At 69.3% G+C, this 13,433-nt stretch carries 10 protein-coding genes; 7 read left to right on the top strand and 3 right to left on the bottom strand.

What is annotated here, in order from left to right:
- Window positions 1–178 precede the first annotated feature (178 nt).
- The 6 genes from CBM2586_RS03155 (at window position 179) to CBM2586_RS03130 (ending at window position 9,046) form a co-directional block, all read left to right on the top strand.
- Complete coding sequence (locus CBM2586_RS03155; RefSeq protein WP_115686788.1) at window positions 179–1,498, top strand: MFS transporter; 1,320 nt, start codon at window positions 179–181, stop codon at window positions 1,496–1,498.
- Window positions 1,495–2,454, top strand: a complete 960-nt coding sequence (gene hutG / locus CBM2586_RS03150; protein ID WP_115686787.1) for a formimidoylglutamase — start codon at window positions 1,495–1,497, stop codon at window positions 2,452–2,454. Before CBM2586_RS03155 ends, hutG begins: the two co-directional genes overlap by 4 nt.
- An 803-nt stretch (window positions 2,455–3,257) precedes the next feature.
- Window positions 3,258–4,568, top strand: coding sequence for a dicarboxylate/amino acid:cation symporter (locus CBM2586_RS03145; protein WP_115662867.1), 1,311 nt, complete (start codon window positions 3,258–3,260; stop codon window positions 4,566–4,568).
- 165 nt (window positions 4,569–4,733) lie between these two features.
- On the top strand, window positions 4,734–6,725 hold the full coding sequence (locus tag CBM2586_RS03140; RefSeq protein WP_115662868.1) for a sensor histidine kinase: 1,992 nt from the start codon (window positions 4,734–4,736) through the stop codon (window positions 6,723–6,725).
- The gene (locus CBM2586_RS03135; protein WP_115662869.1) at window positions 6,715–8,034 is read left to right on the top strand and encodes a sigma-54-dependent transcriptional regulator; all 1,320 of its coding nucleotides are present in this window, start codon (window positions 6,715–6,717) and stop codon (window positions 8,032–8,034) included. The genes CBM2586_RS03140 and CBM2586_RS03135 overlap by 11 nt, the downstream gene beginning before the upstream one ends.
- 415 nt (window positions 8,035–8,449) lie before the next feature.
- Entirely contained in the window at window positions 8,450–9,046 is a 597-nt protein-coding gene (locus CBM2586_RS03130; protein WP_115662870.1) for a helix-turn-helix domain-containing protein, read from the top strand.
- 4 nt (window positions 9,047–9,050) lie between these two features.
- Here CBM2586_RS03130 and CBM2586_RS03125 read toward each other — a convergent pair whose 3' ends face one another.
- Both CBM2586_RS03125 and CBM2586_RS03120 read right to left on the bottom strand, forming a co-directional pair.
- Window positions 9,051–10,136: an ornithine cyclodeaminase gene (locus CBM2586_RS03125; RefSeq protein WP_115662871.1), complete on the bottom strand. Its 1,086-nt coding sequence runs from the start codon at window positions 10,134–10,136 to the stop codon at window positions 9,051–9,053.
- Between the two features lie 30 nt (window positions 10,137–10,166).
- A complete protein-coding gene (locus tag CBM2586_RS03120) occupies window positions 10,167–11,045 on the bottom strand; it encodes a dimethylarginine dimethylaminohydrolase family protein (RefSeq protein ID WP_115686786.1) in 879 nt (292 codons plus the stop codon).
- A gap of 180 nt (window positions 11,046–11,225) precedes the next feature.
- Here CBM2586_RS03120 and CBM2586_RS03115 point away from each other — a divergent pair, with 180 nt between their 5' ends.
- Entirely contained in the window at window positions 11,226–11,645 is a 420-nt protein-coding gene (locus tag CBM2586_RS03115; RefSeq protein WP_115662873.1) for an Lrp/AsnC family transcriptional regulator, read from the top strand.
- 7 nt (window positions 11,646–11,652) lie between these two features.
- On the opposite strand, the gene CBM2586_RS03110 is transcribed toward CBM2586_RS03115, so the two are convergent.
- Window positions 11,653–13,410: a chloride channel protein gene (locus CBM2586_RS03110; RefSeq protein ID WP_115662874.1), complete on the bottom strand. Its 1,758-nt coding sequence runs from the start codon at window positions 13,408–13,410 to the stop codon at window positions 11,653–11,655.
- Window positions 13,411–13,433: the final 23 nt, after the last annotated feature.

The following is a 13,433-nucleotide window of genomic DNA, read 5'->3' as shown; positions in this document are numbered from 1 at the left end:
TTCAAGCACCCAGTGTTTGCTCCCCTCTCCCGCTTGCGGGAGAGGGGCGGGGGAGAGGGCGGGCGTTCGCAATGACGACACGCCCTCCTCTCGGAGACGCCGGCCCTCTCCCCCGGCCCCCCTCCCACTGGCGTGGGAGAGGGGCGCAAACCAACGCATTCCTACAGGAGACAACCGCATGCCATCCGATACCACTGCGCCCGCCTACGATGGTGTCGTCGGCGCCCAGGCCGGCGCCCACACCCCGGCCCTGTCGCGCACGCGCGCCATTGCCGCCATCACCATCGGCAACGGCCTCGAGTTCTACGATTTCGTGGTCTACAGCTTCTTTGCCACGCTGATCGGCCGCCTCTACTTTCCCGTCGACAATCCTACCGGCCAGCTGCTGATGTCGTTCGCCACCTTTGGCGTCGGCTTCCTGATGCGTCCGCTCGGCGGCCTGCTGATCGGCATGTATGCCGACCGCGCCGGCCGCAAGCCGGCGGTGGCGCTGACGCTGTGGCTGATGGGCCTGAGCTCGCTGATCTTCGTGGTCACGCCGCCGTACGCGCAGATCGGCATCCTCGCGCCGGTCATGGTGGTGATCGCGCGGCTGGTGCAGGGCTTCGCCATCGGCGGCGAGATGGGCGCCTCCACCGCGCTGCTGCTGGAATACGCCGACGACCGCACGCGCGGCTTCTATACCGCCTGGCAGCCGTTCAGCCAGGGCCTGGCAGCGCTGCTGGGTGCCGTCACCGGGCTGGTGCTGAGCAACCTGCTGGCGCCCGCAGAGCTGGAGTCGTGGGGCTGGCGCCTGGCCTTCCTGATCGGCATCCTGGTGATCCCGGTCGGCCTGCTGATCCGCCGCCGCCTGGAAGAGACCGCCACGCCCGCGCACCACGGCGAGCACGCCGAGCAATGGCCGCTGCTGCGCCGGCATGCGCGCGAGGTCTTTGCCAGCATCCTGCTGATGATCGGCCTGGCCTCTTCCACCTACATCGTCGTCTACTACCTCAGCAACTACGCCGTCAGCGTGCTGAAGATGCCGCTGTCGCTGGGGATCTGGGCCGGCTGCGTCGCCGCGGCGGTACAGGTGGCGCTGTCGCCGTTCGCCGGCTGGCTGGCCGACCGCGTCGGCCGCAAGCCCGTGGTGCTGTGGTCGCGCGTGGCGCTGCTGGCGATGGTCTACCCGGCGTTCGTGCTGATCAATGCCGAACCCTCGCTGGCGCGGCTGCTGGTGGTGGTGGCGTGCCTGTCGGTGCCGATGTCGATGACCGCGCCGGCATCGATGGTGCTGGTCAGCGAGGTGCTGCCCAAGCGCCTGCGCGCCACCGGCCTGTCGATCGCCTACTGCGTGGCCATCGCCATCTTCGGCGGCTTTGCGCAGTACTTCTCGACCCGGCTGATCCAGATCACCGGCGACGCCAACGCGCCGGCGCTGTACGTGATCGGCTGCGGCCTGGTCTCGCTGATCGGCCTGGCGATGGTGCCGGAAACCCTGGGACGCCGGCTGAAATGAGCGACCTGGCTGAACTCGCGCAGGCCGGGGACACGGTCTGGCGCGGCCGGCGCGATGCCGGCGAGGCCGGCGATACCCGCCGCCTGTTCGACATCGTCGGCGGCCCGGCCACGCCGCGCACACCCGGCGTGCCGGTGCTGCTGGGTTTCTGCTGCGATGCCGGCGTGCTGCGCAACCAGGGCCGCCCCGGCGCCGCGGGCGGCCCGCGCGAGATCCGCCGCGCGCTGGCGGGCGTGCCGGCGCACGGCATCGGCCGCCTGGTCGACGGCGGCGACATCCATTGCGAAGGCGATGCGCTGGAAGACGCGCAGCAGCGGCTAGGCCAAGCCGTCGCAGCCGAGCTGGCGGTGGGCGCCTGGCCACTGGTGCTTGGCGGCGGCCACGAGGTGGCCTGGGGCACGTGGCAGGGCCTGCGCACGCACCTGGACGCCCATGGCGACCGCGGCCGCGTGCTGGTGGTCAACCTTGACGCGCACTTCGACCTGCGCGGCAGCCGGCCCGCCAGCTCGGGCACGCCCTTCGACCAGATCGCCATCGACTGCCAGCGGCGCGGCCTGCGCTTCGACTACGCCTGCCTGGGCGTAAGCCGGCTCGGCAATACGGCTGCGCTGTTCGCGCGTGCCAGTACGCTGGGGGTGCGCTATGTCGACGATGTAGACCTGCAGGAGCGCCAGCTCGACGCACGGCTGGCGGCGCTGGATGAGTGGGTTGCGGAAGCCGACCATGTCTACCTGACGATCGACCTCGACGTGCTGCCCGCCGCAGTGATGCCCGGCGTCTCGGCACCGGCGGCCTACGGCGTGCCGTTGCCGGTGGTGGAGGCCATCGCCACGCGGCTGCGCGACAGCGGCAAGCTGCGCGTGGCGGATATCGCGGAATTCAATCCGCTGTATGACCGCGATGGGTTTGGCGCGCGGGTGGCGGCAAGGTTGTGTTACCGGCTGCTGGGCGGGTAACGGCAGCACCAAACGCACGGAGTGGCCAAAGCAAGGTGCACCCAAGCCGCCCGAACTAGCCTAAGCAAGGTGCACCCAAACCGCCCGAACTAGCCTGAGCAAGGTGTACCCAAACCGCCCGAACTAGCCTCAGCAAGGTGCACCCAAACCGCCCGAACTAGCTTCAGCAAGGTGTTCTCCCTCTCCCCTCATGGGGAGAGGGTCGGGGTGAGGGGTGGGCTAGCTAGGCACCACATCAAGCGGGGCCATCGGTTTTAACCCACGGGCGTCAGCCGTGGACACTCCGGCCCTCTCCCCCGGCCCCTCTCCCGCGCGCGGGAGAGGGGAGCAAACCAGCGCCAATCTACCCCCTCCAGCATCTCCAGCCCCCTCAAAGCCCTCGGGTTTACACCTACACCACCATTCGGATTCCCGAACGCGACTCCTAGCCGTCCATCCGGATCTCCGAACCGCGCGCCGACATCACTTAATTTTCTCCTGTTAATTCAACGCGTTGCATAGCCAGAGCGAGCCTCGTCGCCTGGCACGCCGCGTGCAATATAGGCCGCCGCTAACAGCGCCCAGACAGGTCGGCCGGCACGTTTCCCAACGCGCCGGCCCCGCCAAAAAACAAAGGAGGAAACACATGACTGACCCCGCCTTGCCCATCCCCCCTCTCGCCGCCCGGGCGACCCGCTGGCACCTGTTGCCGCGCTGAAAAAATCCGCATGGCCGGTGCGGCGCTCTCCAAAGCCCTCTGGCCATCCCGCAATACCGACGTCCAACCCTGCCCGCGGGGAACGGACGCACAGGCCTGATCCACGATGAAACTGAATCGACTGCCCACCCTGATCTTCATTGCGATGCTGCTAGGCGTGCTGGTCGGCACCGCCGTGCACAACATGGCACCGGACGCCGCCACCGCGAAATCGATTGCCGACCACCTGTCCATCCTGACTGACGTGTTCCTGCGGATGATCAAGATGATCATCGGCCCGCTCGTGTTCGCCACGCTGGTGGCCGGCATCGCCAGCATGGGCGACGGCCGCGCCGTTGGCCGCATCGGCACGAAGGCGATGATGTGGTTCATTGGCGCCTCGATCACCTCGCTGCTGCTTGGCCTGGTGATGGCCAACGTGCTGCAGCCTGGTCACGGCATGAACCTCGCGCTGCCGGCTGCGGACGCCACCTCGAACCTGAAGACCGGCGCGCTGAACCTGCGCGACTTCATCGCGCACATGTTCCCCAAGAGCTTTGTCGAGGCGATGGCGCACAACGAGATCCTGCAAATCGTGGTGTTCTCGCTGTTCTTCGGCTTCGCGCTTGGCACGGTCAAGGACGGCGTGGGCAAGCCAGTGCTGGAAGGCATCGAGGGCCTGGGCCACGTGATGCTGAAGGTCACCAACTACGTGATGGCGTTCGCGCCGGTGGGCGTGTTTGGCGCGATCTCGGCGGTGATCGCCGCGCAGGGCCTGGGCGTGCTGGTGGTCTACGCCAAGCTGCTGGGCAGCCTTTACCTGGCGCTGGCGCTGCTGTGGGTGGCGCTGATCGCCGGCGGCTACTTCTTCCTGGGCCGTGACGTGTTCCGCCTGCTCAAGGGCATGCGCGCGCCGCTGATGATCGGTTTCGCCACCGCCAGCAGCGAATCGGCCTACCCGAAGGTGATCGACCAGCTGACCCGCTTCGGCGTCAAGGAGCGCATCACCAACTTCGTGCTGCCGCTGGGCTACTCGTTCAACCTGGACGGCTCGATCATGTACACCTCGTTCGCCGCGCTGTTCGTGGCGCAGGTGTACGGCATCCAGCTGTCGCTGAGCCAGCAGATCACCATGCTGCTGGTCCTGCTTGTCACCAGCAAGGGCATCGCCGGCGTGCCGCGCGCCTCGCTGGTGGTGGTCGCCGCCGTGCTGCCGATGTTCGGCCTGCCGGAGGCCGGCATCCTGCTGGTGCTGGGCATCGACCACGTACTCGACATGGGTCGCACCGTGACCAATGTGCTCGGCAATGCGATTGCCACCGCCGTCGTCGCCAAAAGCGAAGGCGCCATCGGCGCGCCGGTAACGTCCGAGGAGGATGAACCCGCCGCGGATACCACCACCGGCCTGGCACCTGCCCAGGTCCTGGCGGCCAAGTAACACCGTCCGCCAGGCGTGCCAGGGCCCGGTTGCCGATCAGGCAACCGGGCCTTTTTGCATTGCGGCGGCCGGTACCCCCCGTTGGTGTGGTAAAAGTAGGCTCCCGCGCCCGGCTGCAGCCATTGCCGGCGCGGCGGCTATGCCACCTGCCTCGCCCAACACCTGATGACCGGCCCGCTACACCCTCCCGGCGATACCCCTAGCGCCACCGCCGCCAGCCCCGCAGCTGCGGCGGCTTCTGCTGCCCCTGCCGCGGCCAACGGCTCGCGCCTGCCCCACGGCCTGCGCGGCGCCGCGCCGCTGCTGGCGCTGCTGGCGCTGGCCGCGCTGGTCGGACTGGCGGGCGCGCTCGGCTACCGCTACACCTACGACACCGCGCTGGCGCGCCAGGCCGAACGCGGCCAGGTCCAGCTGCGGCTGTACACGCAGGCGCTGGAAAGCGAACTGGCGCACTACGACTACGTGCCCGGCCTGCTGTCGCTGGACGAGCGCATCGCCGCGCTGATGCTGCGTCCGGACGACGCCGCCCGCACCGCGCGCGCCAACGAGTACCTGAGCGCGCTCAATACCCGCGCCGGCACGCGCGTGATCTATGTGCTGGACGCGCACGGCAAGGTCCTGGCCACCAGCAACTGGCAGCGCCCGGACAGCTACCTCGGCGAAGACCTGAGCTTCCGCCCGTATTTCCGCTCGGCCATGGAGGGCCAGCTGGGCCGTTTCTACGGCGTCGGCACCACGCGCAGCGAATCCGGCTACTACCTGTCGGCGCCGCTGGGCGAGCGCGACAACCCGGTCGGGGTGGCGGTGGTCAAGATCGGCCTGGAACCGCTGGAAAACCGCTGGCAGGGCGCCGACAGCCAGATGCTGCTGAGCGACGAGAACGGCGTGGTGATCCTGGCCTCGGATCCATCGTGGAAACTGGCCGCGCTGCGCCCGCTGTCGGCCGAGGCGCGCGAGCGCCTGGCGCGCAGCCTGCAGTACAACCGCGCGCCGCTGCCGCAGTTGCCGCTGACGCTGGTGCGCAAGCTGGACAATGGCAACGGCAGCGGCAGTGCCGGCAACACCAGCAGCGACGAGCTGGTGCGGCTGCGCCGCGGCCCGCCGATGCTGGCCCAGCATGCGGCGCTGCCCGGCACCGACTGGCAGCTGACGCTGCTGACCAACACCTCGCAGGCGCGCGTGGCCGCGCTCAACACCGCCGCGCTGGCGGGCGTGCTGGCCGCCTTCGTGCTGCTGCTGGGCGCGGCCTGGAACGTGCGCCGGCGCATCATCAACGAACGCCTGGCGGCGCGCGCGGCGCTGGAGGCGGCCAACAGCGAACTCGAGCGCAAGGTGGCGGAGCGCACCGCCGACCTGTCCACCTCGAACCAGCGCCTGCAGGCCGAGGTCACCGAGCGCATCCGCGCCGAGACCGTGCTGCGCCGGGCCCAGGACGGGCTGCTGCAGGCCGGCAAGCTGGCCGCGGTCGGGCAGATGTCGACCGGCATCGCGCACGAGCTGAACCAGCCGCTGGCGGCCCTGCGCACGATCTCGGGCAATACCGGCAAGTTCCTCGAGCGCGGCGACTACGCCACGGTGCGCGCCAACCTCGACACCATCATCGGCCTGGTCGAGCGCATGGGCCGCATCACCGGCGCGCTCAAGTCGTTCGCGCGCAAGCCCGGCAACGGCAGGCGCCAGGCCAGGCTGGCCGAGGCGGTGGACAACGCGCTGTTCCTGCTGCAGACCCGCGTCGACGCGGTGCAGCCGGCGCTGCAGCGCGATGTCGACCCGGCGCTGGCGGTGGTGTGCGACCCCAACCGGCTGGAACAGGTGCTGGTCAACCTGCTCGGCAACGCGCTCGACGCGGTGGCCGGCAAGCCCGGCCCGCGCATCGCGCTGCACGCGCACGTGGCCGGCGGCATGGTCCACCTGACCGTGCGCGACAACGGCTCCGGCCTGTCCGAGGAAGCCTTCGCGCGGCTGTTCGAGCCGTTCTTCACGACCAAGCCGGCGGGCCAGGGACTGGGGCTGGGGCTGACGCTGTCGGCCGGCATCCTCAACGAGAACGGCGGCAGCCTGTCCGCCACCAACCATCCGGACGGCGGCGCCTGCTTCACGCTGGTGCTGCCGCTGGCGCTGGAATCCCATTCACAGGATGCCGAACATGCCGGCTGATCTGACCGTACTGGTCGTCGAAGACGATGCCGACGTGCGCCTGGGCTGCGAGCAGGCATTGCGCCTCGAGGGCATCGCCACGCGCGGCGTGGGCAGCGCCGAGGCCGCGCTGCGCGAGGCCGGCCCGGGCTATGCCGGCGTGGTGGTCAGCGACATCCGCCTGCCCGGCCAGGACGGCATGGCGCTGCTGGCGCAATTGCGCGCGCGCGACCCCGCCCTGCCGGTGCTCATGATCACCGGCCACGGCGACGTCGGGCTGGCGGTGCAGGCGATGAAGCAAGGCGCCTATGACTTCCTGGAAAAGCCGTTCTCGCCCGAGCAGCTGGTCGATGCCACGCGCCGCGCGCTGGAGCAGCGCCGGCTCGCGCTGGAAATATCAGAACTGCGAGAACGGCTGGCCGGCCGCGACAAGCTCGAAACCCGGCTGATCGGCCATTCGCCCGCGGTAGAGCGACTGCGGCGCCTGATCGCCGACCTGGCCGGCACCGACGCCAATGTGCTGATCCACGGCGAAACCGGCACCGGCAAGGAACTGGTCGCGCGCTGCCTGCACGAGGCCAGCCAGCGCCATGCGCGCAACTTCGTCGCGATCAACTGCGGCGGCCTGCCCGAGCAGCTGTTCGAGAGCGAGATCTTCGGCCACGAGGCCGGCTCCTTCACCGGTGCCGCGCGCCGCCGCATCGGCAAGGTCGAGCATGCCGAAGGCGGCACGCTGTTTCTCGACGAGATCGAGAGCATGCCGATGCCGCTGCAGATCAAGCTGCTGCGGGTGCTGCAGGAGCGCGTGGTGGAACGCCTGGGCTCGAACCAGCCGGTGCCGGTCAACACCCGCGTGGTGGCCGCCACCAAGGCCGACCTGCGCGCGCTGTCCGATGCCGGCCAGTTCCGCGCCGACCTGTACTACCGCCTCAACGTGATCACGCTGGAGCTGCCGCCACTGCGCGAGCGGCGCGAGGACGTGCCGGCATTGTTTGAACATTTCGTCGCGCAGGCCGCGTTGCGCTTCGGGCGCGACGCGGTGCCGGCGACGCCGGCGGAACTGTCGGCGCTGGTGGCCTACCCGTGGCCGGGCAATGTGCGCGAACTGCGCAACCTGGCCGAGCGCCATGTGCTGGGGCTTGGCTGCAATCCCGGCCAGGGCACCGCCGCACCCGAGGCCATGCCGCTCGCGCAGGCCGTCGAGCAGTTCGAGCGCGCGCTGATTGCCGACGCCATGCGCCGCCACGACGGCAACCTCAGCCGCGCCAGCGAAGCGCTGGGCGTGGCCAAGACCACGCTGTTCGACAAGGTGCGCAAGTACGGATTGTGAAGCTGTGAAGCATCCGCTGAATTCAGCACCCGCTGCAGACATTGCAGTCATGGGAACCATGACGACGCTGGCGGGTCTGCACTGACGACCTTGTTGTCATCACAATGCACTCAATGTGCGTTAAGAAACAAAAGCCTCGCAGATTTATGTTTTTTCCTACAGATACTTTGTCGTTTGCGGCATATTATTAGCTTCCAGCAAATCCAGCATCGAGACATCCAATACATTGGGATCGCGCTGCGCTGCTGGAAATGCGTAAAAGATCAAAACAACCACAAAAAGCAGCCTGGCCAGCGGGGGAGCGGGCCGGGCACACAGGGTCAGTCAACTGTTGGCAGTGACAACCACGCGGCGCCAGTGCCAGGGGCCGCGTGCGCCAGGACGGCGCGACTGCCTATGGACTACGGGTGATGGGATGAAACTTGATCCGGCACTGGCTGAAAAGCCTTACTACAGCACGCGTACAGCGGCAAAACTGCTCAACGTCTCACTGGGTACGGTCCAGAAGATGGTCGAGCGCGGCGAACTGGGGGCCTGGAAGACCAACGGCGGCCACCGGCGCATCCACAAGGAAACCGTGCATCGCCTGCTGGCGACGCGCATCGGGCCCGAGTCGGCGTCGCCGCACGGGCTCGACCTGGTGGTGTTCCACCCCAATCACCAGGAAGCGCAGCGCATCCACAGCCAGCTTGGCAAATGGGGCCTGCCGCTCAAGAGCGTGGTGGTGGACGATGTGCTCGACACCGTCATCACCTCGGTCAGCGAGCATCCGCGCGTGGTGCTCTACTACGTCGATGAGCTCAACGATGCCGAGTCGGCCACCGTCGAGAAGCTGCAGAACTTCTTTGCCAGCCAGCACGTGATCTTCGCCGTCATCACCAACCGCCAGGCCTATGATGGCGTGGCCGATGCCCTGCAGCACTGGGGCATCATGGTGTTCCTGAAGACACCCTCGCTCGAAGAGGTCAAGGGCTTCCTGCGCGCGCAGCTGATGATGGGCCGCGCCACCTGAAGCTTCAGGCCACGGCCGCAGGCCGTGGCAATGACCGCGCGGCACCGCCGCCGTCCGCCTGCGCCAGCATCCAGCCGTACAGGTTGCGCGGATCGGGCGGCATCGCCACCAGTTCCACCGCGGTGCCGGCACGATGCGCCTGCGCCGCGGCGTAGAGCCAGCGCAGCGCGGCGTAGTCTTCCAGCGCAAACCCCACCGAATCGAACACGGTCACCTCGTCCGCCGCGGCGCGGCCCGGCGCTTGGCCTGCCAGCACTTGCCACAGCTCGGTCACGGGCGCGTCGGCAGGCAGCTGCTGGATCTCGCCCTCGATGCGGGTCTGCGGTTCGTACTCCACCACGATGCGCGCGCGGCGCAGGATATCGGCATGCAGCTCGGTCTTGCCGGGGCAGTCGCCGCCGACCGCGTTCAGGTGCATGCCGGGCCGCACCAGCTCCGGCGTGAGGATGGTGGCGCGGGTCTTGTCGGCGGTGACGGTCGAGACGATATCGGCGCCGGCCAGCGCGGCCTCGACCGAATCGGCGCGCCGGATCGCCAGGCCGGGCACGGCGGCAAGATTGCGCATCAGCCGCGCGCTGGCGGCGGGATCGATGTCGTAGGCGGCGATCTCGCGCACGCCCAGCATGGCGTGGAAGGCCAGCACCTGGAATTCCGCCTGCGCGCCGTTGCCGATCAGCGCCATGGTGGCCGCGCCCGGCCGCGCCATGGCGCGCGCCGCCAGCGCAGAGGTGGCCGCGGTGCGCAGCGCGGTGGCCAGCGTCAGGTCCGCCAGCATCAGCGGGAAGCCGGTTTCCACCTCGGCCAGCAGGCCGCACGCCATCACCGTGGGCATGCCGTGCTGGGCATTGCGCGGATGGCCGTTGACGTACTTGAACGCGTACTGGCTACCGTCGCTGACCGGCATCAGCTCGATCACCCCGCGCGCCGAATGGCTGGCCAGCCGCGCGGACTTGTCGAAATCAGCCCAGCGCGCAAAGGCCTGGCGCACCTGCGCGGCGAGATCGACAATGGCGGCCTGCGGGCCGATCGCCGCCACCAGCCGGGCGACCTCGGCCGCGTCGAGAAACAATGATCGGACGGTGTTCTTCATGACCCTCTCCCTCGCGGTTGCTGCCGTGCCTCAGGCGGCCGCCGCGGCGACGCCGCGTCCGCTGCTGCGGTCCAGCCGCAGGGTCATGCAATAGGCGCCGCCGCCCGACAGCATGAACGGCGACAGGTCGACCTCATGCAACTGGTAGCCGCGCCGTCCCAGTTCCGTGCGCAGATGCGGCGTGGTGCGGGTCATCACCACCTGGTCGTTCAGGTTGACGGCATTGACGCTGAAGTGGCGCAGGTCGTCGGCGCTGGCTTCGATGCGCAGCCGCGCCGGCACGCGCGCGCGCAGCTCGCGCAGCGCCGCTGCGCTGAATGCCGGCGGGTAGTACAGCACCTCGCCGCCCGACAGCGGGCAGAAGCACACGTCGAGGTGGTAGCTCTGCTCGGTGGCCAGCTCCAGGGCCACCACGTCCTTGCCGAAATAGCCCGACACCGCCAGCGCCGCCTGGTGCGACGAACGCGGGCCAAAGCCGGCCCAGAAGTGCCCGCGCCCCGCGTCCCAGATGCAATCGCCGGCGCCTTCCTGGTAGCAGCCTTCCGGCAGCAGCGCGACTTCGTCGAGCAGGCCCCGCTCGCGCAGCTTGCCGAAGATGTCGGCGAACGGCCCTTCCTCGCCGCGGCGCTGCGGATAGCGGAAGCGGGCCAGCAACGCGCGCCCGTCAAGCACCACGGCGGCATTGGCCGGGAACACCATGTCGGGCAGACCCGGCGCGCCGGGCGCCAGCTCCACCGCGAAGCCCGCGCGGCCGAGCGCGTCGCGCAGCGCGTGGAACGACTGCATCGCATTGCGGTGCATGCCGTGCGGATCGCGTGCCCACGCGGCCGGGTCCATCCACGGATTGATGCTGTACGACACGTCGTAGAAGGTCGGCTCGACTAGCAGGATGGTCGGGGTCTGGATCACGGGGCGGCTCCTGGTTGGCATGGTGGGCGAGGCGATCCCGGCAGGGAATGCCATCGGTCAATTGAATTCTGGTGCAAGCGCGCGTTAGCCAAAAGCCAGCAAACTGCGCAGTTTGCGCCTACCATTATTCAAATCGCCAGGTACCGCTGGCGCTTTGCCAACCTTGACGTGCCCGCCCCCATGGATGCCACCGACCAGCAGCTGATTGCCCTCCTGCGCGACAACGCGCGCACGCCGGTGACGGCACTGGCGCAGGCGTTGCGCGTGTCGCGCGCGACCGTGCAGAACCGCATCGACAAACTGGAACAGGAAGGGGTGATCGTCGGCTACACCGTGCGCCTGCGGCCCGAGGCCGAGGCGCACCGCATCCGCGCCTGGATGACGGTCGCCGTCGACGGCAACAAGACCCGCGCCGTGCTGCAGGCGCTGCGCGGCGAGCCCAGCGTGCAGGCGCTGCACACCACCAACGGCCGCTGGGACATCATCGCCGAGCTGCGCGCCGAGACGCTCGAGGCCTTCGACCGCGCGCTCGACCGGATCCGGCTGATCGACGGCATCAGCGCCACCGAGACCAGCATCCTGCTGTCGACCTACAAGTAGGCGGCGCTCAGGCCGCGGCGCGGCCGCGCAGGCGCTCGCGCCGCGACTCTTCGTGGAACACGCTGCCGCTGGGGCGCAGCAGGTCGCGCAGCGACACGATGCCGGCCAGGCGCATGGTTTCCACGCTTTCCACCACCGGCAGGCGCGCCACGCTCAGCGCCGCCATGCTGCCCGCGGCGGCGCGCGCGGTCTGGCCCGGCAGCAGCACGTGCGCGGGCGCGCCGAGCAGGTCGCGGCAACGCATGGCGGGCGGCACCTCGCCCGCGGCCAGGCCCCGTATGGCGGCACGTTCCAGCATGCCCAGCACGCGCCCGCCGGCCACCACCGGGTAGGCGCGATGCGCGGCGTGTTCGCCGAAATAGCGCGCCATGGCATCCGCGACCGGCAGGTCGGCGTCGATCGCCACCACCGCGCGTGTCATCAGTTCGTCCACATGGGCGCGCTCGAGCGGATCGACACTGTATTCGCGGTAGATATGCAGGCCGCGCCGGGCGATTTTCTCGGTCATGATCGAGCGCTTCATCGCCAGCACCGAGAAGCCGTATGCCACCGCGGTGGTCAGCAGCAGCGGCAGCAGCGCCTGGGTGTCGTGGGTGAGTCCGAAGGCGAACACGACGGCGGTCAGCGGCGCGCCCAGCACGCTGCCCAGCACCCCGGCCATGCATACCAGCGCCCACAGCTGCGGCGAACCGCCCGGCAGCCATGGCGCCAGCACCACGCCCAGGCCCGCGCCCAGCATCAGCAATGGCGCCAGCACGCCGCCCGAGGTGCCCGAGCCCAGCGCCGCGATCCAGATCACGGCCTTGACCGCCAGCAGCGCGAGCGCGATCCCGATGGCGATGCGGTTGTTGAGCAGGTCGCCGATCACGTCATAGCCCACCCCCAGCACGCGCGGCTCGAAATACCCGCCGATGCCGACCACCAGCCCGCCCAGCGCCGGCCACCACATCCAGTGCAGAGGCAGGCGCGCGAACGCATCTTCGGTGCGGTACAGCGCCAGTGTCAGTCCCGCGCCCAGCACGCCGCACAGCAGCCCGGCCAGCATGCACGACAACAGCGCCGGCGTGCCCGCCGCCGCGGTCTGCAGCGGAAACAGCGGTCCGGCCTCGAACAGCAGCGGGCGCAGGAAGCCCGCCACCGCGCATGCCAATGCCACCGGCAGCAGGCTGCGCGGGCGCAGCTCGAACAGCAGCAGCTCCACCGCCAGCAGCACCGCCGCCACCGGGGTGCCGAAGATCGCGGTCATGCCGGCGCACGCGCCCGCCACCAGCAGCGCCTTGCGCTCGCCCGCGGTCAGGTGCAGGTACTGGGCCAGCAGCGACGCCAGCGAGCCCCCGGTCATGATGATCGGCCCTTCGGCGCCGAACGGCCCGCCGCTGCCGATCACGATGCCCGACGACAGCGGCTTGAGCACCGCCACCCGCGGCGACATCCTGCTCTTGCCGAACAGCACCGCCTCGATCGCCTCGGGAATGCCGTGGCCGCGGATCTTGTCGCTGCCGTAGCGGGCCATCAGGCCGACCACCAGGCCGCCCACCACCGGCACCGCGATCACCCACGCGCCGAGCGCATGGTGCGCCGGCGAGCGCTCCGCCAGCGACAGCGTCTGGTAGAAAAACAGGTTGGTGAAAAACCGGATCAGGTTCACCAGCACATCCGCCGCCACGGTGCTGAGCGCGCCGATCCCCAGCGCGATCACCGACAGCAGCAGCAGGCGGCGGTTGACGGCATAGTCGCGTTTTTCGACCGGCATGGCAGACGACATCTTGGGGCTCCTTGCTGTTCTAT

Source organism: Cupriavidus taiwanensis (assembly GCF_900250115.1).
Taxonomy (GTDB): domain Bacteria; phylum Pseudomonadota; class Gammaproteobacteria; order Burkholderiales; family Burkholderiaceae; genus Cupriavidus; species Cupriavidus taiwanensis_B.
This window is presented reverse-complemented; position numbering and strand designations above follow the sequence as displayed.

Bases quoted from the DNA above. Each gene is read 5' to 3' on its own strand.
- CBM2586_RS03155 (WP_115686788.1), top strand. From the start codon at position 179: ATGCCATCCGATACCACTGCGCCCGCCTACGATGGTGTCGTCGGCGCC.
- hutG (WP_115686787.1), top strand. From the start codon at position 1,495: ATGAGCGACCTGGCTGAACTCGCGCAGGCCGGGGACACGGTCTGGCGC.
- CBM2586_RS03145 (WP_115662867.1), top strand. From the start codon at position 3,258: ATGAAACTGAATCGACTGCCCACCCTGATCTTCATTGCGATGCTGCTA.
- CBM2586_RS03140 (WP_115662868.1), top strand. From the start codon at position 4,734: ATGACCGGCCCGCTACACCCTCCCGGCGATACCCCTAGCGCCACCGCC.
- CBM2586_RS03135 (WP_115662869.1), top strand. From the start codon at position 6,715: ATGCCGGCTGATCTGACCGTACTGGTCGTCGAAGACGATGCCGACGTG.
- CBM2586_RS03130 (WP_115662870.1), top strand. From the start codon at position 8,450: ATGAAACTTGATCCGGCACTGGCTGAAAAGCCTTACTACAGCACGCGT.
- CBM2586_RS03125 (WP_115662871.1), bottom strand. From the start codon at position 10,136: ATGAAGAACACCGTCCGATCATTGTTTCTCGACGCGGCCGAGGTCGCC.
- CBM2586_RS03115 (WP_115662873.1), top strand. From the start codon at position 11,226: ATGGATGCCACCGACCAGCAGCTGATTGCCCTCCTGCGCGACAACGCG.
- CBM2586_RS03110 (WP_115662874.1), bottom strand. From the start codon at position 13,410: ATGTCGTCTGCCATGCCGGTCGAAAAACGCGACTATGCCGTCAACCGC.